The following is a 21,831-nucleotide window of genomic DNA, read 5'->3' as shown; positions in this document are numbered from 1 at the left end:
AAAACTTTAGTTAATATCTTTTACCAGAGAGTTATTTACCACGATTTGTATATTTACCTATTTATAAGAACTATCGGCACTGACCGGGAGGCTACACGTGAACAATTGGGAAAACTTCTTCCGCTTAAATGAGAACCGCATGGCTCCACGCGCTTACTTCTTCTCATATGACTCAGTTCAAGCTGCTCGTACATTCCAGCGTGAATTAAGCAGCCATTACCAATTATTAAGTGGACAATGGACATTCAATTTCTTTACTAATCCTTTACTTGTTCCTGAAGAGTTTTATTCACAACACATGAGCGATTGGGGCAATATTACCGTTCCTAACATGTGGCAAATGGAAGGTCATGGTGATCTTCAATATACTGATGAAGGTTTTCCTTTCCCTATTGATGTTCCTTTTGTACCAAGTGATAACCCAACAGGTGCTTACCAACGTACGTTCACTCTGGGTGAAACATGGAACGACAAACAAACTATCATCAAGTTTGATGGCGTTGAAACCTACTTTGAAGTCTACGTAAACGGTAACTACGTTGGTTTTAGTAAAGGCAGTCGTTTAACTGCTGAATTTGATATATCTGAATTTGCACAACAAGGTGAAAACCTACTTTCTGTTCGTGTTATGCAATGGGCTGATTCAACTTACATTGAAGACCAAGACATGTGGTGGACTGGCGGTATCTTCCGTGATGTTTACCTAGTAGGTAAAGAGCAAGTACACGTTCAAGACATTACCATTCGCACTGATTTTGATGCGAATTACCAAAGTGCGACACTGTCTTGTAAGGCAGAGTTAGAAAACCTAACAAATAACTCAGCATCTAATTATTCACTTGATTATGCACTATTTGATGGTAAGTCTGTTGTTTCTGAAGGTACCGTAAATTCACTCACTTTTGATGCAAACCATAGTGTAGATATCAAAATTGACATGGAAAACCCGACGCATTGGACAGCCGAAAATCCTTACCTATACCAATTGGTTCTGACTCTTAAAGATGAAAACGGTAAAACACTAGAAATCATCCCGAACCGTGTTGGCTTCCGTGATATTAAAGTGCGCGATGGTCTGTTCTACATCAATAACAAATACGTCATGCTTCATGGTGTAAACCGTCACGATAACGACCATTTAAAAGGTCGCGCTGTGGGTATGGACCGTGTTGAGAAAGACATTGTTTTAATGAAGCAACACAACATCAACTCGGTACGTACTGCACACTACCCTAACGACCCACGTTTTTATGAACTGTGTGATGTGTACGGTCTGTTTGTTATGGGTGAAACCGATGTAGAAACGCACGGCTTTGCTAACGTTGGTGATTTAAGCCGCATTACCAATGATCCTGCATGGGAGCATGTATTTGTAGAGCGTATTGAGCGTCACATTCACGCTCAAAAGAACCACGCATCCATCATCATGTGGTCACTGGGTAACGAATCAGGCTACGGCTGTAACATCAAATCTATGTACGATGCAGCGAAAGCGATCGATGATACTCGTTTGGTTCATTATGAAGAAGATCGTGATGCTGAAGTGGTTGATATCATCAGTACTATGTACTCTCGCGCTCAATTAATGAATGCGTTTGGTGAACATCCACACAATAAACCACGCATCATTTGTGAATACGCACACGCTATGGGTAACGGTCCTGGTGGGTTAACTGAATACCAAAACGTATTCTACAAGCATGACTCTATTCAAGGACATTATGTTTGGGAATGGTGTGACCACGGTATTCTTGCTAAAGATGAAAACGGCACTGAGTTCTTAAAATACGGTGGTGATTACGGCGATTATCCAAACAACTACAATTTCTGTATGGATGGTTTGGTTTACTCAGATCAAACTCCAGGTCCAGGCTTAAAAGAATATAAGCAAGTTATCGCGCCAGTTAAAATCCATGCAAAAGACGCAGCAAACGGTGTTTTCACTGTTGATAACAAGCTGTGGTTCTCAAACCTTGATGACTACACCATTACTGCTGAGATCCGTGCTGAAGGCGAAACACTGCAAAGCACCACATTCAAAGTGGAAGGCTTAACTGAAAACTCAAGCCGAGATATTGAAATAACACTACCTGAACTGGATGGACGCGAAACATTCGTTAATTTCACAATACGTAAAGATTCTCGCACTCTATACAGCGAAGCGAATCACGATATTGCGGTTTACCAAGTTCAATTGAAAGAGAAAACAGAGCAACTGCCTGTCTTCACAAACAGCAATGCAATCGCACTTGATATTACAGCGTCTCGTTTGGATTATGTAGTAAAAGGGCTGAACTTCGCACTTACTTTCTCGAAAGTGAACGGTAAACTAACCTCATGGGTTGTAGACGGTGATGAGTTAATTGCAAGCGCACCTAAACTGAATTTCTTTAAACCAATGGTGGATAACCATAAACAAGAGCATGAAGGTCTGTGGGAGCCTGCGCATCTTCAAATCATGCAAGAGCATTTCCGCTCTATTGAACTTGATGCCTCAAACGGTAAAGCCACTTTCACTGTAACCAGCATTATTGCCCCACCTGTGTTTGATTTTGGCATGCGTTGTACTTACGTTTACGAAATTAACAAAGAAGGTCAGCTAAACATTCAACTCTCTGGTGAGCGTTACGGTGATTACCCTCATGTTATCCCTGTAATTGGTTTGGATCTTGGTATCAACAATGACTTTGACCAAGTTCAATACTATGGTCGTGGTCCAGAAGAAAACTATCAAGACAGCCAACAAGCAAACATGATTGATGTATACCAAACCACCGTTGCTGATATGTTTGAGAACTACCCGTTCCCACAAAATAATGGCAACCGTCAACACGTTCGTTGGGCATCGCTTGCTAACCGTCATGGTAGTGGTCTGTTTGTTAAACCTGAGCAAGAAATCAACTTCAGTGCTTGGTTCTACACTAACCAAAACATTCATGAAGCGCAGCACACCATTGAGCTTGAGAAGAGTGGTTATATCACTTTAAACCTTGACCATAAGTTAATGGGGTTAGGTTCAAACTCATGGGGTTCAGAAGTATTAGATTCATACCGTGTTTACATGGATACATTCCAATATGCACTGACGCTAGTTCCATTCCAACAAGGTGGCTGTTCACCAAAAGCATTGGCAAACCATACATTCATATCAAACTCAGCATTCACTTCAAAAACAACAATTGAAGGTGGAGAAAAATAATGATCATTTTAGACAACTTAGAGCAATTTAAAGTGGTATATCGCGACGGTCGCAAATGGAATCGTTGTGTAGAAGCAATTGAAAATATTGGCAACCTAAGAGATGGGATCATGTATTCGATTGGCGATTCTCTGGTCTACATGATTGAAGATGGCATTGCTAAAAATACAGAAACCTTTGTTGGTAACCGCCGATACTTTGATATTCATTATTACCTAGAAGGTCGTGAAACGGTTGAAGTTGCGAGTAAATCTGAACTAGAAAATGTGCAAGCGTATTCAGATGAAACCGATCGTGAGCACCTAAACGGTAATGGTCAAATACACCAACTGTGCGAAGGTCAAGTCGCAGTATTTGATAACACCAAAGCTTATAAATTCCATGGTGATAATCGTGTTCGCAAAGTGGTATTAAAAGTCACAATCGAAGATGGTTATTTCTTGAATAAGTAAACCAAGCAACACCGTAATAAAACAATAATAAAACGGTATCTGAAACTACATTCAGAACCAAAAAATAAGGAGGGATTGGTTTATAACCATAACCAAATCCCTCCACACCAATACCATTACTTATATAATAAATGGATTGGTATCCCTACAATATGTGATTCATCGGAGTACCTTATGTCTACATCAACTCGTGGCACGATAGGCAAATTCGCCTTACTGTCTATGACTTTTGCTGCAGTTTATAGCTTCAATAATATCATTAACAACAATATTGAAATCGGGCTATCTTCTGCACCCATGTTCTTCTTGGCTACCCTCTTCTATTTTGTTCCATTCTGTTTAATCGTTGCCGAATTTGTATCTTTAAATAAAAACTCAGAAGCCGGCGTATACGCTTGGGTAAAAAGTTCATTAGGAGGCCGTTGGGCTTTCATTACCGCTTATACTTATTGGTTTGTTAACCTATTTTTCTTCACCTCGCTGCTACCAAGAATCATTGCTTATGCGTCTTATGCGTTTTTAGGGTTTGAATACATATTTACGCCATTTACTACCGCAGTATTAAGTACCTTATTGTTTGCTGTAGCGACTCACGTATCGAACAATGGCGCGAAATTATTAGGCCCGATTACCTCTTTAACATCATCGTTAATGCTTCTGCTTACCCTGTCTTACATTCTCTTATCAGGCGGCGCATTAATTGGTGGTATTGAACCTGCAGACCCTATTACCATTGAAGCTATGACGCCATCATTTAACTGGGCGTTCCTTGGTGTAATTACATGGATCTTCATGGCGGCTGGTGGTGCTGAATCGGTAGCCGTTTACGTTAACGACATCAAAGGCGGTCACAAGTCTTTCGTTAAAGTTATCATCATTGCTGGTATTTTCATTGGTGCACTTTACTCAGTAGGCTCTATCCTAGCGAACGTATTTGTCCCTCGTGAAGTCTTAAAATTTACGGGCGGATCAGTACAAGTATTTGAAGGCTTAGCAAGACACTTTGGCCTACCTGAAATCTTAATGAACCGCTTTGTTGGTGTGGTGTCATTCACAGCAATGCTTGGCTCGCTACTAATGTGGACTGCAACACCGGTTAAAATCTTCTTCTCTGAAATTCCAAAAGGTATTTTTGGTGAGAAAACAGTAGCTCTAAACAAACAAGGTGTACCTGAGCGTGCGGCATGGATTCAATTCCTAATCGTAATTCCACTGATGTTTATCCCAACATTAGCGTCAGATACAGTGCAAGATTTAATGAGCACTATCATCAACATGACAGCGGCAGCGTCTATGCTTCCACCACTGTTCATAATGATTGCTTACTTAAACCTACGTTTAAAACTGGATCACCTAGAACGTGATTTCAGAATGGGTTCTCGTTTTACTGGCCTTGTGATTGTTTCGATTCTTATTAGTATCTTTACGGTTGGTTTCTTTGCTTCAACCTTCCCAACCGGTGCTGATATTATGACTATCATTTTCTACAACGTTGGTGGCATCGTAATCTTCCTTGGATTCGCATGGTGGAAATACAGCCAATATGAAAAATCGCTAACTAAAGAACAGCTAATTGAGGAATCAAAAGCAGCCGTTCAACAATAATTAATATACTTAGCACCTAAAGATCCGTGAATAATATTCTCGGATCTTTTTCTATTTCTCAACTACGTTTAGTTATAGGTAAATGATAAATGGTGCATTATGAAACATATAATAAAAACAATAAGAACTAAACTCATCTTCCCACTACACGTTCATATATCAACATTATTTATATTGATGATCGCCATCATTTGTACCGCACAAATCCTGTTAGCCAATAAAAGTATGAACGACATTCTACTTGAAGCTAACTCAACTATTTTTGACAGAATAGCCAATGAAACTCGTTTTTCAATGCGAGATGAATACCGTCCAGCATTTAACGCGGTTAAAGAACTATCCAAAAAAGAAATAATAAAAACCAATACATTAGAGGGGCGTAAGGCTTACTTTTCTGAATTACTAATGCTTTTAGAATTGAATAACCACGTATCAACCTATCGAATCACTTACCCTAACGGAGATTGGTTTACTGTCGGTATTATTGAAAACCAATCTTTAAGAAAAGAATTAAATGCTCCTCTGTCTGCTCGCTTTTACTTTATAGATACAGCCTTAGGAAAAAAAGTAACAAGTACCATCTATTTTTATGATGAGACTAGCAAGCTCATTGATTCTCAACTATTTGAGATTCAAACAAATGATCCTAGAAATGAAGATTGGTTTAAAAATTCAACGATAAATAAAACAATCCTATCTAAACCTCGTTACTTCAACGCTGTTAACCAATTTGGCTTAACCATTCATCAAAAAGCGGACAATGATGTGGTTGTTAGTGCCGATCTACTCATGTTCAAGGTAGATGAAGTATTAAAAAGCACCTCAAATCACAACTCATCAGTAAGAGTACTTTATGATGAAGAAAACATTGTTTATGCCAGCAATTACAACGCGCATACTGAAATAAATAATCAAGCCGTTATGTTAAAAGACATATTCAATCAAAGTGCAATGGCGGCATTAAAACAACTTCATTTAGACCAAGAAATACAACGATACCAACATAACAATGAGGATTGGTATGGAAAAATATTTTCTGTTCCAATTAACCAAAAACGAACTTTAAATTTATTAGTGGCGGTAAAAGCATCGGAGCTTTTATCTAGTGCATCCGTTATTCGCAACCAAACTATCTTATGGTCCTTTTTAGTACTTTGTCTTTCCATTCCTTGCGTTTATTTTGTGTCACAACGTATTTCCAAACCTATCAAACAAGCAACTGAACAAGCTCGATTAATATCAAAATTCGATTTTTCTCAACTCAAGCAATCACCAACAAAAATATTAGAAATAGATAATCTGAATAAATCCGTTACTAGCATGAAATCCGCCATAGAGAACTATTTCAACTTAACCAATACCATATTAGAAGAACATGAGATTGATGAGCTCATACAAATTATTGGGCGAAATACTGCTAACGCTACACAAGCAGCAGGAGCCTACCTTTATCTCATTAATGATGATGAAACGCACATAGAACCTCACTTTGCATGGCGTGCAAACACCCAAAACGAAGATATTAGTGAATTAAAACGTTATTCTCTCGACGATAAAGAGATAGCTAAAAATCTTGAATATATCCTAGTTAAAAAGAAACCTTTCGAAGATTTAAGCATTCAAAAACTCGATATAAATGAACAAGAAAAATTGGGACTAAAAAATGAAGATACATGGTCACTCACCTTCCCATTATTTACAAAAGGAAAGCAGACTATTGGCGCTATGGTATTAGTTTTTGATATTAAAAATAGTGAGGCCATACGTAATGATAAACTTGATTACTTCGAATCATTAATAAATTTTACCGCTATTGCTCTTCATGGTCGGAAAATGTTACAAAACCAAAAAGACTTACTTGAATCATTCATTCAAGTCATGGCCAGTGCGATCGATACTAAATCACCTTATACAGGTAACCACTGTCAAAAAGTGCCGGTATTAACACAATGGTTAGCAGAAGTTGCAGATCAATCTTCATCACCCAAATTTAAACATTTCACATTAAACAACGTACAAAAGGAAGAATTACGAATTGCATCATGGCTACATGACTGCGGCAAAATAACAACACCAGAACACGTTGTTGATAAAGCGACAAAACTAGAGACTATCTATAACCGTATCCATGAAATAAGAACTCGATTTGAAGTATTAAAGCGTGATGTTGAAATAGAACAATGGAAGCAAGCGTTCAAACAAGAACTCCCACAAGAGAATAAAGAAAAATTACAGAAAGAATGGCAGAAACTTGATGACGAATTTACTTTCATTGCAAAAATGAATGTCGGAAATGAATTTTTATCTGAGCAAGACGCGACACAAATACAAGAGATTAGCCAACGAACATGGACACAAACTCTAGACTCCAGTCTTGGCCTTGCCTGGGAAGAAAAAGAACGTCTAAATAACTCTGATGGCCAACAAGTACCATTAACTGTAAATCTATTACAAGATAACCTATCTCACTTAATTCCAAGAGAAATTAATCTACCGCATGATGAGCGATTCACATTACAACCGACTCAATATGAAAATAATCTCGGTGAAGTCTACAATTTGTTAATTCAACGAGGAACACTGAATAACGAAGAACGATTTATAATAAACAACCATATAATTCAAACAATTCAAATGTTAGAAGCCCTTCCCTTTCCAAAAACCATGAAGGACATAGCAAAGATAGCTGGCGGACATCACGAGAAAATTGATGGAACTGGCTATCCTATGGGCCTTACATCTGAAGAAATGTCATTAACGGCAAAAATGATGGCAATAGCTGATATTTTTGAAGCCTTAACCAGTCACGACCGACCATATAAAAAAGCCAAAACCTTAACGGAATCCCTCAACATAATGCGTTTTATGGTCAAAGATAAACATATTGATAGTGACCTATTTGATTTATTCTTAACCTCAGGACTATATAAAAAGTACGCAGATACCTATTTAAAACCAGAACAGTGCGATGATGTTGATATACACGATTATTTAAACTAACTAGAACATGGATCTTCATAGAGAACTAAAAACACAAAAAAGGAGGGGGATATCTTTTATCCCCCTCCTCTTACTCTAAGAATTCATTATTGAATGAAAATTATCCAAAGGCATTGGTTTAAAATAATAAAAACCTTGCTGTGCTGAAATGTTCAAATCATTAAGAATCTTCTTTTGTCGATGATTCTCAACGCCTTCTGCAACCAATTGAATATTTAAATTATTAGCTAATAAAATAATGTTCTCGATAATCTTGATCGAGTGCTGATTCGTTTCTATATCATCAATAAATGATTTATCAATTTTGATAACATCAAACTGGTAGTAGTTTAGATATTTCAATGATGAATATCCTGTTCCGTAATCATCAAGAGAAAATTGAACACCAATCTTTCTAAACTTTTCCATGTACGAAATTATTTTATTTTTATCCGCGAATTCCATAGATTCTGTGAATTCTAAAATCAATATAAAATGTCCCGACAACTCTTTACACAATTCGTACATTTCTTCATCATAAAGACAGCTTTCTGTAAAGTTTACGCTTACCTTTAACCTATGAACGTACTGCTCATTTACATACCCTTTAAGTTGATTTAATAAGGATTTCGTCATCGCATTAATTAAACCAAACTTTTCTATTTTAGGAATAAATGACAGCGGTGGAATAATCTCACCTGAAGAGGTAACCCATCGAGCTAAAATCTCCCCTCCAATGATATTTTCATCGGCATCAACAATTGGCTGTATAAAAGGCACTACTCTATTGTTTTTTATCGCCTTTTTAATCTTAACTCGTTCAAAATCAAGTAAAGAAACTTTAAAAGATATAACTTTAATTAATATGAGGAGGAGTATCACGATAATAATCGTAAGTATATGACTAAGAAGATAGTTTTTTATTGAAAGTCCCGCATTGTAATCCAGTAAAATAACAAAATCATATTTATCCGACTGATGTGTCTGTTTTTCATTTGGAACATATACACTGAAAACATTATCTTTTGATATCACATATTCCTTATTGGATAAAGATAAGTGCCCAACGGGACTATCGCCTAAATCAACCGAAATCCCTTTCATATAAAACTGAATTCCATGATCATCATTATATTGATGATAATAAGAAAAACTTGGCATTCCAGTTAATTTGTTCTTTTCATGAATGTGAATTTCTTTTTTTGGTGGCACTTTAGAAGATATTTTCTTACCAACGATAGAGCTACAATAATATTGTCCATCACGAATAAACGCTATGCTATTTATCATTGGGTTTAAAGCTACAATTTTTTGTAAAGGTAGCATCATTTCATCACAGTTTTTTTCTTTAATCTTCTGTAATTCACCTACTGTTCCCTTAGCAGAATCAAGTTTATATTCAATACTCTCCACCGTTTTTCTAACATTATTATCAACAAAATTCTCGTAATCTGTAACCACGAAAAATTGTACAAAAGCAATAAGAATCAACAAATAACTAATATATTTATTAGTAATAAATTTCATGTATATTATCCTTCAAATACCGTTACTTTGTTTCTTCCTGCATTTTTTGATTGATATAATGCAGTATCCGCCATTTTTAGCGTTCGTTTAAAAGATGAGTTCTTCCCTATAGCTGCTCCTATAGATACAGACACATTCATACCAGCAATTGGACTTTCTGAAACCGATATTCTTATTGCTTCAGACCGATTAAATAAATCAACGCATGAAACGTTACTTAAAACAATAACAAACTCTTCACCGCCCCATCGAATAGCTAAATCGTCACCTCTAATACATTGTCGTAAACGGCGACATACTTCAGTTATGACTTCATCCCCTTTAGAGTGACCATATTTATCATTAATGTCTTTAAACTTATCAATATCCACAATGACAATAGATTTTCCTGACATATGATTAAGCTTTATTTCATAGAAATCACGACGATAAAGACCAGTCATGTCATCAAGTGTGCAATAGAAAATAAACTTACGTAACGTTTTTTCAATAAAAACGAACCCACCAGTAATAACAGATGCAAATAACAAACTCCATACCAATACTTTATTTACATTAATTGATAATCCCAATATATTTTCAATTGGAGAACAAGGAATATCTATTGACTTATCTAGAGTAAAAAATGGATTTTCATCATTGATATAGTATAAAAAACTAAATCTATCTTCATTAAATTGAGTTAACCAACTATTAAATACGGTATCTTTAATATCCAACAAAAACATTGCAGTTAAGTTTTTGTTAACATATATTGGATAAAATATGCTTCTGACTTTTTGCTCCGAGATTTTCTCAACGTATGATTCTGTTAATTTCAAATCACATAAGGATAAAACATGATAACTACTTGATATTTTTTCATTAATCAATATTCTATCTATCCAATTACGATCATATTTCATTTCTGAATTTAAATTAACATGGATATCTCGTAACGGCTTAAAATGTGCTGTATTTGAATCTGTATTTGTGTCCGACTTTTGTATAATTGCAATACTCCAATAGTCATCACCAATATACTTTCTAATCTCAGTTTCTAATAAATTTATGCCTAAAGATAACTCCTTTACCTTACTATTTTCATTCACCATTACCGAAACTTGATCAATAGTATACGTTCCTTTATACAATTCTACCGTATTGGTATTTAAATAATATGGTGTTATCTTTCTGATCGTATCATAAAGTTTATTAATATTACTTTGAAATTCCATTTTAAACGAATCTATTTCTAATCTGTTATATTGATACAATATATATCCTGATAATATGAATGAGCATAAGAAAAATCTCATGTACATATTATTCTTATCCGAATTACTAATAATCATAGTTGTTCTTATCTAATGTAACTCTATTACGGCCTGTATTCTTAGAATTATAGAGAGCTGCATCAGCCCTTTTTATTACATCATTAACTGATTCAAAATCTCTTTGTTTGGCTCCGCCAATAGAGATAGTAATATTTATTCCATCAATCGATTTATTTTCTATCGCTTCTCGGATAACTTCCGCTTTCTTCATGAGATCATCTTGGTTTATTTTTTGAAAGATGACGATGAATTCTTCACCTCCCCATCGAATCGCAATATCATTTACTCTAATACAGTTTTTTATACGATAAGAGACTTGTTGAATAACAATATCTCCAAAATCATGTCCGTAAGTATCATTTACTCGCTTAAAATGGTCGATATCTATCATTAAAAATGAAGCTGACTCTAATGCTTTCAACTTTGGCTCATAAAAATCGCGACGATAAAATCCCGTCATATGATCATAACTTCTCATTATGGTTACTTTTACGTAGAAGTAATAACCACATAGCGCTACAAAAAAGATGACGAAAGAGATATAAAAACTCGCAATCAATATTGAAAGAATATCAACACTTACATCTGGTGAATATTTATCCGATGTATATGGCAATGCAATGGTAAACGTCAACCAATTCGCACCTTTTCCATAATAAAAATAAGTCCAGCGTTCCTGATTAAAGTCTTCAATTAAAAAAGAGTTCCAACCCCTTTTAATATCAACAATAATAACTGATGTTAATTTTGTATTTAGATAAATCGGATAAATAACTGAATATATGTTTTCGCCTGTCCACTGCTCTTTATATATCTCAGTAATTCTCACATCGTCATGATGAAAAGATTTATAACTAACTTTCAAGCTTTCTAAATTAACTATGCTTTCTAATATATTAGAATCATGCAATGACTTATTGTTAAATCTAAGATAACCATCTCTTAAAGGCTTAAAGTATGAATTTTCTGTATTTTCATGATGTAACTTATCTATAACAGCAACAGTCCAGATACATTTTGGTTCTATCACTTCAGATAAGCTCTTATAAAGCTGATTTATAGCTGGAGATAAGACCTTAACGTCTCCTAACTTATTAACAATAACGCCTACGCCGTCATTATCATGAACACCTTTTTTTAAAGATATCGTATCCGAATTTATATAATATCCATGAAAACGTTTTGTTACGTCAACAACCTTTTGATAGTTAATGTGAATGCTTTTTTCTAAAATGGATATGGAATATATATGATAATAAATTATCGATGCTAAAACACCTAAAAACAAAACAACGAATAAGAAGAACTTATCTAACCCAAATAATTTAACATTAATCATTTTAAATTTACATACTACAAATACATATAATTCATTCACAAAAATGAATCATTTTATGATGACAAAATAATTGCTATATCAATAAAACTAATAAATAAAGACTCAAAATAGCTCTATCAGTTTAACCTTCTTTTGTTTGTATTGAATGAATATGGTTTATGTTTTCGTTCTATCAAAGACAATTAAAATTTAATATTTAGACCTTATATTAGATTCATTAAATTTTGCTACCTTATATGCTGCAATTTCAAAAAGGTCAATATTTATATTTAATTGATTATAAATAATTAATCTCTCACTCCAAATAATTTCATATAATTATACTTATTGAAACATTTATTAATTTATATGAGCATTACATTAAGCAACGTCGCACTTTATAGGTTTAAATAATAAATCAAACATCTATAGGTGTACCAATGAATCGTTTATTGCAGGTAAAGACTAACTGAATACAACAACACATTTATAAACTTCATCCAACTAGACTAGATCACCATCACATTTTGTTTGTTTTTTCTTCATTATTTAATGACACATCTCACAGTAACTTTTAGTAAAATTAATTACTATAATTTTACTAAAAGTTACCTTACATACAAAAATAACATTAACGCAAACATATAGGAATGCAATAACTATGTCTGAATCTGTACGAGGCACAATAGGTAAGTTTGCCTTGCTGTCTATGACAATGGCCGCCGTATTTAACGTGCGTAACATTGTAAACAACAACATTGAATTGGGATTAAGCTCAGCCCCTATCTTTTTGCTGGCGACTATTATCTACTTTATTCCATTCGTTTTTATCATTGCCGAATTTGTATCTGCAAATAAAAACTCTGAATCAGGCATGTATGACTGGTTAAAACAACCTCTGGGAACAAAGATGGCCTACTTAGGCTCTTTCTTATACTGGTTTGTTAATCTATTTTGGTTTGTATCCCTACTTCCAAACGTAATTGCTTATGCTTCATACGCAATGCTAGGTTATGAATACTCTTTCTCACCAATGGTGACATCCATCATCTCTATTGTTTTATTTGCAGCAGCCACACACATTTCAACCAAAGGCGCATCATGGCTAGGTAAAATATCCGAAATGGTTGCTTATGGTGTTTTCGCATTATTTGGTATTTACGTTATTGGTGCACTTATGGCTCTTGGTGGTGATCACACTCCAGCCCAACCAATTACAATGGAAGCAATGACACCAACCATTAACTGGGCAACGCTTGGCATTATGTGTTGGATCTTCCAAGCTGCCGGTGGTGCAGAAACCGCAGCAGCTTACTTAAAAGACGTAAAAGGTGGACAAAAAACCTTTATTAAAGTCATTATTGCTGCGGGTATTTTAATTGGTGCGATGTATGCAATTGGCTCTCTGCTCGTAAACGTATTCGTGCCACGTGAAAGCTTAACGTATGCTGGTGGCATGGTTGAAATTTTTACGGGTATGGCTCAGTACTTCAATATTTCTGAAGCTCTAGTTGGTCGTTTTGTTGGTATTGTACTATTCATCGCTATGTTTGGTTCTATGATGATGTGGACTGCCGCACCAGTTAAAATCCACTTTTCTGAAATTCCAAAAGGTGTCTATGGTGAAAAAACAACTGAGTTAAATGAGCATGGTGTTCCTGTTCGCGCTGCTTGGTGGCAATTTGCTTTTGTATTTGTCATGCTTGTCGTTAATGGATTTGGCTCTGAATCAGTACAAGAGATGATGAATACTGCAATTAATCTAACAGCAGGTACGGCAATGTTACCACCTATTTTCATCATGGTTGCCTACTTTGTTTTCCGTCTAAAGTTTGATGACACGCCTCGTGACTTCCGTATGGGCTCTCGCCATTTCGGTATGGGTGTTGTCTCTGTTCTTATTCTTATCTTTGTTGTAAGTATGACAGCTTCAGCCTTCCCAAGCGGTGTAGATTTGATGAAAGCCTTCTTTATTAATGTCTTTATGACGATGGTCTTCTCAGCTCTTGCATACTGGTGGATATCTCGCTTCGAGAAAAAACAAGCAAAGCGTCAAGAACTCAAAACAGCAACATCAACCAAGTAACACGAAACAAATTAGCATTTAGTTTCCCCTAGATATGACAAAAGGCACTGAATATTATCAGTGCCTTTTTTATTCGATTAATCTATGCATGATTATATTAGCGCTTAATTTTCATTGCTAAAACAATAATCATAGCGATTCTAAAAATCAAATCATGTAATTTTTTCATAAGTAAAAATTTAGGTAAATATAAGTAAAAATCGTCTTAACATACTCACACTTTTCCCTTTAAAGCCTACTATTTCAACCTTCTCATCGATATTCTTTCTCTTATTGGTCATCGCTACAAACACAATTACAGAAGCGTTGTTTTCCAATATTTACCTATAAAAATGAATTCTACTACAGTGAGAATATTTACATATGAAACCTACTTTTGCGAAGCTGTCACTACTTTCAACTCTACTTTTAACAGCGAACGTTCACGCCATTGAAACTGATTTTTACGGTGAAATGGGAATTGGGGGAAGAACTTTTTTTGATGGTAACGACAAAGGCCGTTACAGTGATGGAACATATATTGAAGGTGGCCTTGCTATTGAAGAAGGCAACTGGTTCGGTCTAATTTATGGTGAAGGTTGGACAGTACAAGCCGATGACGAAGGTAATGCTTGGGCTACTGGCCACGGTTGGGGTGGTTTTGAAGGAGGTATAAATCGATTTTATGCTGGGTATCGAACCGATGCTGGAACCGAATTTATTGCTGGACGCATTGACTCTTCACTCGATGATATTCAATGGTGGGGAGATGCAACACCAGAAAATGGTTATACCCTACCAAATACTCGTGACGTACACGTAGGGATCAAGATCCGTAATGAAGTTGGTGCACTTCGCTATAGCATCTCAGCAGCACCAGAATCTGACTTTACAGAAGATGATGCGCCTGTTCATTTTGGTAAATATGATGAATACGCTAATAAATATACCTATGACGCTTTTGTGAATGGTTATATCCAATACGATATTGCCGATGATTTGACATTACTTGGTGGTGCTGAATTTACAGACGGTTCTGGTGAAATGTATTTACTAGGTGCTGAGTATAAAACCTTAGCAGCTCGTGTTTGGCACCATACAGACCAAGGTAATGAATACAGTGAAGGAACAGAAACAGGCATTATGACCAGTGCCTATTATGAAGTAGCAAAAGGCGTTTACTTATCTGCCGCATACAACTATGCAAATACAAAAATGGATACAGCAGAAGATGAAACTACCTCATATATCAATGGTGGTGTTTGGTATGAATATGCTGATGGTAAATTCGCTACCGCCATTGATTCTAAGTTTTTCATGAATAATGACACCACTGACTCATCCAACGAAATATTCATCATGCAATATTACTATTGGTAAGTAGATCACACTGTTTATGAAGCTTGTTGAATTTTGTGAGACAAGCTTCACTGAAACTGCCTACATTTATAACTACCATGCATAAGTTAAATTTAGTAAAACTTTACTTAACTGAGAATAAGAATCCATTATGAATTTAAAACTTTCTGCACTTGCTGTTGCTACTGCCCTTTTTGCTGTTGGATGTACCCAAACGACACCAACGATCGATACTTCTGATTTAAAAGCGACTCAATATAAAAACGTCATCGATCGTACAGGCTCTCCTGAGTATATGCGTGATTATGATTTTGATGATCATCAACGCTTTAATCCATTCTTTGATATGGGTGCATGGCATGGTCACCTACTGCCAGACAATGACGATGGTATGGGAGGTTTTCCAGGTACAGCGCTACTAACTGAAGAATACATTAACTTTATGGCGAATAATTTTGATCGCTTAAGTGTATATAAAGATGGTAAAAAAGTTAAATTCAGAATGGAGGCATACAGCCTTCCAGGAGCTTTAGTTCAAATATTAACGTCCGATGATGTGACTATTGAAATGACACTTCGCTTTGCAACGAACCGTACCTCGTTAGTTGAAACCAAAATTATCACAAACACTCCTGTTGAACTGGTTTGGGACGGCCAATTAATCGAGGGAAATCACGCAAAAGAAGAAAAAAGCCAATCAGAAAAAACAATTGCTGAAGAGTACCCAAATTATAATCGAACCATTGTTCCTACAGATGATGGTTTGAAGGTGACTTTTGGTAAAGTTCGAGCGACTTGGTCACTGATGACATCTGGTGAATCAGAGTATCAAATTCACAAATCGATACCTACAACGACAAAAGTTGAGGGATTAAGCTTTAACTCTACGGCAAAAATTGAACAATCCACCACAATTTACACCACTTATTCTCACGTCTTAACTGCTGAAGAAAATCAAGAAGAACAAATTAAGATCTTGGATATTTTCGCTCATCCAAAACAATACTTAGCGGCAAGCGAGCAACGTTGGGAAAACTATCTAGAAAAAGGATTAACAAACCCAGATGCAACTCCAGCTCAAGAGCGCGTAGCAGTAAAAGCAATGGAAACCTTAAACGCCAACTGGCGTGGTGCAGCTGGTGCTATGCAGTTTGATTCAGTAACGCCATCAGTTACTGCTCGCTGGTTCTCTGGAAATCAAACATGGCCTTGGGATACATGGAAGCAAGCCTATGCAATGGCACACTTCAACCCTGAAGTTGCTAAAGACAACATTCGAGCTATGTTTGCTTATCAAATCCAAGCTGATGATGCTGTTCGTCCATGGGATAAAGGCTTTATACCTGACTTAGTTGCCTACAACACAAGTCCAGAGCGAGGCGGTGACGGTGGTAACTGGAATGAAAGAAACACCAAACCAAGTCTTGCTGCATGGGCAGTAATGGAAGTGTACAAAACCACTGAAGATAAAGCGTGGTTAGAAGAAATGTACCCTAAATTAGTTGCTTATCATGATTGGTGGTTGCGTAACCGTGATAACAACGGTAACGGTGTGCCTGAATATGGCGCTTCTCGCGACAAAGCGCATAATACCAATAATGGCGATATGCTATTTACAGTTGAACGTGGTAATAAAAAAGAAGAACTTGCTGGTTTAGATAAATATCAAGAGATCATTAAATCTGGTAACTATGACCATATTGAGATCCCTGCACAAACTGCGGCCTCTTGGGAATCAGGTCGTGATGATGCAGCAGCGTTTGGGTTTATCGATAAAGAGCAACTGGACGCTTATGTTAAAAATGGTGGTAAACGCTCTGATTGGGAAGTTAAATTTGCTCAAAATCGAGATAAAAATGGCACACTACTAGGATATTCATTACTGCAAGAATCTGTTGACCAAGCAAGCTATATGTATAGTGATAACCAATACCTAGCGGAAATGGCCGATATATTAGGCAAAAAATCGGAAGCAAAAGATTTTAGAGAAAAAGCAGATAAGTTAGCCAACTACATTAATACCTGTATGTTTGATGAAAGTACTGGATTCTTCTACGATATTCGTATCGAAGACAAACCATTAGCTAATGGTTGTGCTGGTAAACCTATTGTTGAGCGAGGAAAAGGGCCCGAAGGTTGGTCTCCTCTCTTCAACAAAGCGGCAACTCAATCTCATGCAGATGCCGTTGTTAAAGTAATGAAAGATCCTAAAGAATTTAATACGTATGTACCTTTAGGAACGGCAGCATTAACAAGTCCTGCTTTCGGTCCTGATATCTACTGGCGTGGCCGTGTTTGGGTTGATCAATTCTATTTCGGATTAAAAGGAATGGAAAGTTACGGTTATCGTGATGATGCGGTACAAATGGCGAGTGCTTTCTTTGACCATGCTGATGGCTTAGTTGGTGATGGTCCTATCCGTGAAAACTACAATCCATTAACGGGTGATCAGCAAGGTGCACCGAATTTCTCTTGGAGCTCTGCTCATCTTTACATGCTTTATAATGATTTCTTTACTGCTGAAAAGTAAGTAGAGCAATTTAACTCATTAATAAAAAAGGGATATGGTTCACTTCATATCCCTTTCTTTATTACACAACCCACATTTTATTATGATTTCTTTTTTGTCTTACAACACTCAGGCATAGAGTGAGCAGAAAGTACGAGTAAACCAGCAAAAATGCCTAAGTTTTTAATGAAATTTTGCATTTCATGCGCCCCTTCCATCCCTGAATAATTCCAGAAATCATGTAAAGAGACATTAATCACAAGTACTAAGCCGGCTAATAACAAAGCAACGATCCACGTAAAGCGGTTTGCAATCAATAAAATCGCAGCACCAATTTGGAAAACACCAGCGAGCCCTAGCAAAGCAGGTATAAACGGCATCTCATGCTTTTCCATCAACTGGATGTGCATATCCCAAGATACAAACTTCATGATACCTGGGATCAAAAAATACAAAGCAAGAAGTAGACGCCCTGCCGTCAATAATAACGTGTTCATTTAATCATTCCTTACAAGTTAAAGTGCTACGTCATTTACAGAGAGTTTTACATCAATATTCCCTTTAACCGCATTTGAATATGGACAAACTTGATGCGCTGCTTTTACTAATTGTTGTGCTTGTTGGTCTTCTAAATCAAGTACAACAGCAAGCGCAACCGTTAAAGCAAAACCACCCGCACTATTTGGGCCTATACCAACTTCAGCAGTTACTGGAGCTTGAGTTAACTTAATTTTCATTTCACGAGCCACATGAAGAATCGCATTTGAAAAACATGCGGAATAGCCTGCTGCAAACAACTGCTCTGGGTTCGTTGCTTCCCCTGTACCGCCCATTTCTTTTGGATAACTTAATGCAAGCTCAAGCATATTATCATCTGTTTTTACTTGACCACTACGTCCAGCCAAAGCCGTTGCTTTTGTTGTATACAATGTTGTCATGATGGTGCCCCTTTATTCTAAATTCTATTTAATCTATAAAAATTGCCAACAATTAGATTGCGTACAATTTAATTTCATTCAGTATATGTCGATTCTTAAATGAAATACAAGTATATTGTGCACAATCTATTTTTATTCAAAGAGGCATCAATGGAAAAACAACACAAAACCCAAGATAAAAATAATATTGATTCCCCTCAATTATTACTTAAGAATCAAGTGTGTTTCTCTTTATACAGCGCATCTAATGCCATGATCAGAGCATATCGCCCATTGCTCAATGCATTGGATCTTACCTATCCTCAATATCTCGCAATGATGGTTATTTGGGAAAAAAATGGCATTAATGTAAAAGAGCTAGGACATGATCTACACCTTGACTCTGGCACCCTAACCCCTTTACTTAAGCGATTAGAATCAAAAGGAATAGTCACAAGAGAGCGCAGCAAAGAAGACGAGCGTATCCGTTTGGTTTTCCTTACAAAACAAGGTATTGAACTAAAAAACAAAGCTCTATCTGTACCCGATGGTATTTTTTGTAAAAGCCAATTACAGCTTGAAGAACTGCAACAGTTAAAAGCGACCTGTGAAAAGCTATTAGCAAATCTAGAAAAATAAGCTCTCTATTTCTCTAAACATAGAGGTGACATTTATCACGTTATTATCAGTATTTTTGTCAATAACCTTTCACATAAAGCATTGATTTTTGATCATCTAGGAGTAAACTGCGCGCCACAGATGTATATAACTAGAGAAAAACATGAAAAAAATCACAATTGCGCTTGCATTACTTATTTCATTAACTGGCTGTCAGGCAACTCAACGCCAAAACGCAACAACTGGTGAGTCTGAAACAAACTCAGCAACTAAAGGCGTTCTTGCTGGTGCACTTGCAGGCGTTGCAATTGGTCTTGCAACAGGTGATAACGCAAAAGAGCGTCGTAAAAACGCATTAATTGGTGCAGCTGCAGGTGGTGCTGTGGGTGGTGGTGTAGGTTACTACTTCGACCAACAAGAAAAAGCACTACGTAATGAACTTAAGAGTTCTGGCGTTCAAGTTGAACGTGTAGGCAAAAACGAACTTAAACTCGTAATGGACAACGGCATTGGTTTCCAATCTAGCTCATACCAATTAGATGCTAGTATCTACAACACATTAAACGGTGTTGCGCGTATCCTTGTTGAGTACCCAGATACAGCTCTTCAAATTGATGGTCATACTGACAGTTCAGGTAATGCAACTAAAAACCAAACACTATCAGAGCAACGTGCTGATTCAGTACGTACTTACCTAATTAAGCAAGACGTTGCTGCTGGTCGAGTTAATGCTCGTGGTTACGGTGCTCGTTACCCAGTTTGTGATAACTCTACAAAACAAGGCCGTGCTTGTAACCGCCGTGTAGAAATCACAATTTTACCGCTTAAATAAGTTAATTCACGCATCGTTAGCCGTGAATTTAACCAAAACAGAGAATAACTGTATATAAAAACAGTTATTCTCTTGTTTTCATGATTCGTTTGTATAGAATCAAAAATCCCCCACGATATTGCTATCAAGGGGGATTTTTATTTTATCCATCGAACATGCTAATTATTACTGAACAGCATCTTCAATTTTTTCAATCACAAGATCTTTTCCATCAACCAAAGTATCTTGTACTTGCTCAAAGGCATCTGAATCCATAACACTTTGAACTTCATCGCCGTAATTCATTCCGATATAGATACCTAACGCGATGAACAGTAATGCAAATATTTTAAACATAATTTCTTATCTCAATTAATCAGCCTTCATATTACAAAAGAATTCTTAGAAAACCTATGGCAAATTTCAGCACACATTTAAATGTCGCCGCATTAACATCAGGTGTCGCATCTGCTGCACTTCTTTCCGCTAATCATATCGATCTTGATACTGCATTATGGCTTTGGTTTTTAGGTACCATTGGTGGCCTACTGCCTGATATTGACTCAGACAATTCAACCTCTCTCGATATTATTTTTAACCTCTTTACTGTGTGCATTGTTTTACTCAGTATTCGCTATTTTACGAGTGATGCCATTAATGAAAGGCAATTTATGCTCTTAATTGGTTTACCCGTGGTAATACACCTAATTATAAAATACGGGATCCGAAACGTGTTCGAGTGGCAAACGATTCATAGAGGCATATGTCATTCACTGTTATTTTTGCTCTTTTGCGGCTTACTAACCACAAACACAACCGCTTTTATTATCAATGACAAATTTAAAAATGCGGATCTATTTGCTTGGTTATCCGGCATCTTTGTATTCTGTGGTGGTGTCATTCATCTTCTATTAGACGAAATATACAGTGTTGATTTGGCCAATGTTCGTATTAAACGCTCATTTGGTTCAGCATTAAAACTGACAGATTTTTCAAACTTGTCGCTATCTGCAATATTCGTAATTGCTACGGTTATTTTAGCTTTTTTAGCACCTCCAACTGATTCAAGTATTGAAGCATTAAGTAATTGGGATACCTTTAAATTATGGTAATAAAAAAGCACAAGATCTCATCAATCTTGTGCTTTTATGTATTA

16 protein-coding genes are annotated in these 21,831 nt (G+C 36.3%); 10 read left to right on the top strand and 6 right to left on the bottom strand.

Going from position 1 to position 21,831, the window contains the following annotated elements; genetic code table 11:
- The first annotated feature begins 97 nt into the window (after window positions 1-97).
- The 4 genes from ebgA (at window position 98) to GNP81_RS19485 (ending at window position 8,256) form a co-directional block, all read left to right on the top strand.
- A complete protein-coding gene (gene ebgA, locus GNP81_RS17200) occupies window positions 98-3,199 on the top strand; it encodes a beta-galactosidase subunit alpha (RefSeq protein WP_336495469.1) in 3,102 nt (1,033 codons plus the stop codon).
- Window positions 3,199-3,651 (top strand): beta-galactosidase subunit beta, encoded by a 453-nt coding sequence (locus tag GNP81_RS17195; RefSeq protein WP_155674016.1) that lies wholly within the window; start codon window positions 3,199-3,201, stop codon window positions 3,649-3,651. Before ebgA ends, GNP81_RS17195 begins: the two co-directional genes overlap by 1 nt.
- A 174-nt stretch (window positions 3,652-3,825) precedes the next feature.
- Entirely contained in the window at window positions 3,826-5,256 is a 1,431-nt protein-coding gene (locus tag GNP81_RS17190) for an amino acid permease (RefSeq protein ID WP_005422337.1), read from the top strand.
- Window positions 5,257-5,433: 177 nt separating this feature from the next.
- Window positions 5,434-8,256 (top strand): HD domain-containing phosphohydrolase, encoded by a 2,823-nt coding sequence (locus GNP81_RS19485; RefSeq protein ID WP_272870225.1) that lies wholly within the window; start codon window positions 5,434-5,436, stop codon window positions 8,254-8,256.
- Window positions 8,257-8,331: 75 nt separating this feature from the next.
- On the opposite strand, the gene GNP81_RS17180 is transcribed toward GNP81_RS19485, so the two are convergent.
- Genes GNP81_RS17180 through GNP81_RS17170 form a run of 3 tightly spaced genes read right to left on the bottom strand, consistent with a single transcriptional unit; the run spans window position 8,332 to window position 12,456 of the window.
- Window positions 8,332-9,762, bottom strand: a complete 1,431-nt coding sequence (locus GNP81_RS17180; protein WP_155674017.1) for an EAL domain-containing protein — start codon at window positions 9,760-9,762, stop codon at window positions 8,332-8,334.
- Window positions 9,763-9,767: 5 nt separating this feature from the next.
- Window positions 9,768-11,096, bottom strand: a complete 1,329-nt coding sequence (locus GNP81_RS17175) for a diguanylate cyclase (RefSeq protein ID WP_155674018.1) — start codon at window positions 11,094-11,096, stop codon at window positions 9,768-9,770.
- Window positions 11,086-12,456, bottom strand: a complete 1,371-nt coding sequence (locus GNP81_RS17170) for a GGDEF domain-containing protein (protein WP_336495468.1) — start codon at window positions 12,454-12,456, stop codon at window positions 11,086-11,088. The genes GNP81_RS17175 and GNP81_RS17170 overlap by 11 nt, the downstream gene beginning before the upstream one ends.
- A 601-nt stretch (window positions 12,457-13,057) precedes the next feature.
- Between GNP81_RS17170 and GNP81_RS17165 the strand changes: the two genes are divergently transcribed.
- The 3 genes from GNP81_RS17165 to ygjK all read left to right on the top strand — a co-directional run bounded on the left by GNP81_RS17165 (window position 13,058) and on the right by ygjK (window position 18,350).
- Window positions 13,058-14,482 (top strand): amino acid permease, encoded by a 1,425-nt coding sequence (locus GNP81_RS17165; protein ID WP_155674019.1) that lies wholly within the window; start codon window positions 13,058-13,060, stop codon window positions 14,480-14,482.
- A gap of 363 nt (window positions 14,483-14,845) precedes the next feature.
- Entirely contained in the window at window positions 14,846-15,841 is a 996-nt protein-coding gene (ygjJ, locus tag GNP81_RS17160; protein WP_155674020.1) for a protein YgjJ, read from the top strand.
- A gap of 130 nt (window positions 15,842-15,971) precedes the next feature.
- Window positions 15,972-18,350, top strand: coding sequence for an alpha-glucosidase (gene ygjK / locus GNP81_RS17155; protein WP_155674021.1), 2,379 nt, complete (start codon window positions 15,972-15,974; stop codon window positions 18,348-18,350).
- An 80-nt stretch (window positions 18,351-18,430) separates the two neighbouring features.
- Here ygjK and GNP81_RS17150 read toward each other — a convergent pair whose 3' ends face one another.
- A complete protein-coding gene (locus tag GNP81_RS17150) occupies window positions 18,431-18,826 on the bottom strand; it encodes a DoxX family protein (RefSeq protein ID WP_155674022.1) in 396 nt (131 codons plus the stop codon).
- Between the two features lie 18 nt (window positions 18,827-18,844).
- A complete protein-coding gene (ohr, locus tag GNP81_RS17145; RefSeq protein ID WP_155674023.1) occupies window positions 18,845-19,267 on the bottom strand; it encodes an organic hydroperoxide reductase Ohr in 423 nt (140 codons plus the stop codon).
- A gap of 150 nt (window positions 19,268-19,417) precedes the next feature.
- On the opposite strand from ohr, the gene ohrR reads away from it, so the two are divergent.
- Both ohrR and GNP81_RS17135 read left to right on the top strand, forming a co-directional pair.
- A complete protein-coding gene (gene ohrR, locus GNP81_RS17140; RefSeq protein ID WP_196587383.1) occupies window positions 19,418-19,885 on the top strand; it encodes a transcriptional regulator OhrR in 468 nt (155 codons plus the stop codon).
- A gap of 142 nt (window positions 19,886-20,027) precedes the next feature.
- Window positions 20,028-20,696 carry a YiaD family glycine zipper/OmpA-like lipoprotein gene (locus GNP81_RS17135; RefSeq protein ID WP_005422307.1) on the top strand — a complete coding sequence of 223 codons (669 nt, stop codon included), beginning with the start codon at window positions 20,028-20,030 and terminating at the stop codon, window positions 20,694-20,696.
- Between the two features lie 165 nt (window positions 20,697-20,861).
- On the opposite strand, the gene GNP81_RS17130 is transcribed toward GNP81_RS17135, so the two are convergent.
- Window positions 20,862-21,032 carry a hypothetical protein gene (locus tag GNP81_RS17130; RefSeq protein WP_005422305.1) on the bottom strand — a complete coding sequence of 57 codons (171 nt, stop codon included), beginning with the start codon at window positions 21,030-21,032 and terminating at the stop codon, window positions 20,862-20,864.
- A gap of 56 nt (window positions 21,033-21,088) precedes the next feature.
- On the opposite strand from GNP81_RS17130, the gene GNP81_RS17125 reads away from it, so the two are divergent.
- Complete coding sequence (locus tag GNP81_RS17125) at window positions 21,089-21,787, top strand: metal-dependent hydrolase (RefSeq protein WP_155674025.1); 699 nt, start codon at window positions 21,089-21,091, stop codon at window positions 21,785-21,787.
- Window positions 21,788-21,831: the final 44 nt, after the last annotated feature.

The organism is Aliivibrio fischeri (genome assembly GCF_009727955.1).
GTDB lineage: Bacteria > Pseudomonadota > Gammaproteobacteria > Enterobacterales > Vibrionaceae > Aliivibrio > Aliivibrio fischeri_A.
Note: the sequence above shows the minus strand (reverse complement) of the source record. Positions and strands in the feature narration are given on the sequence as shown.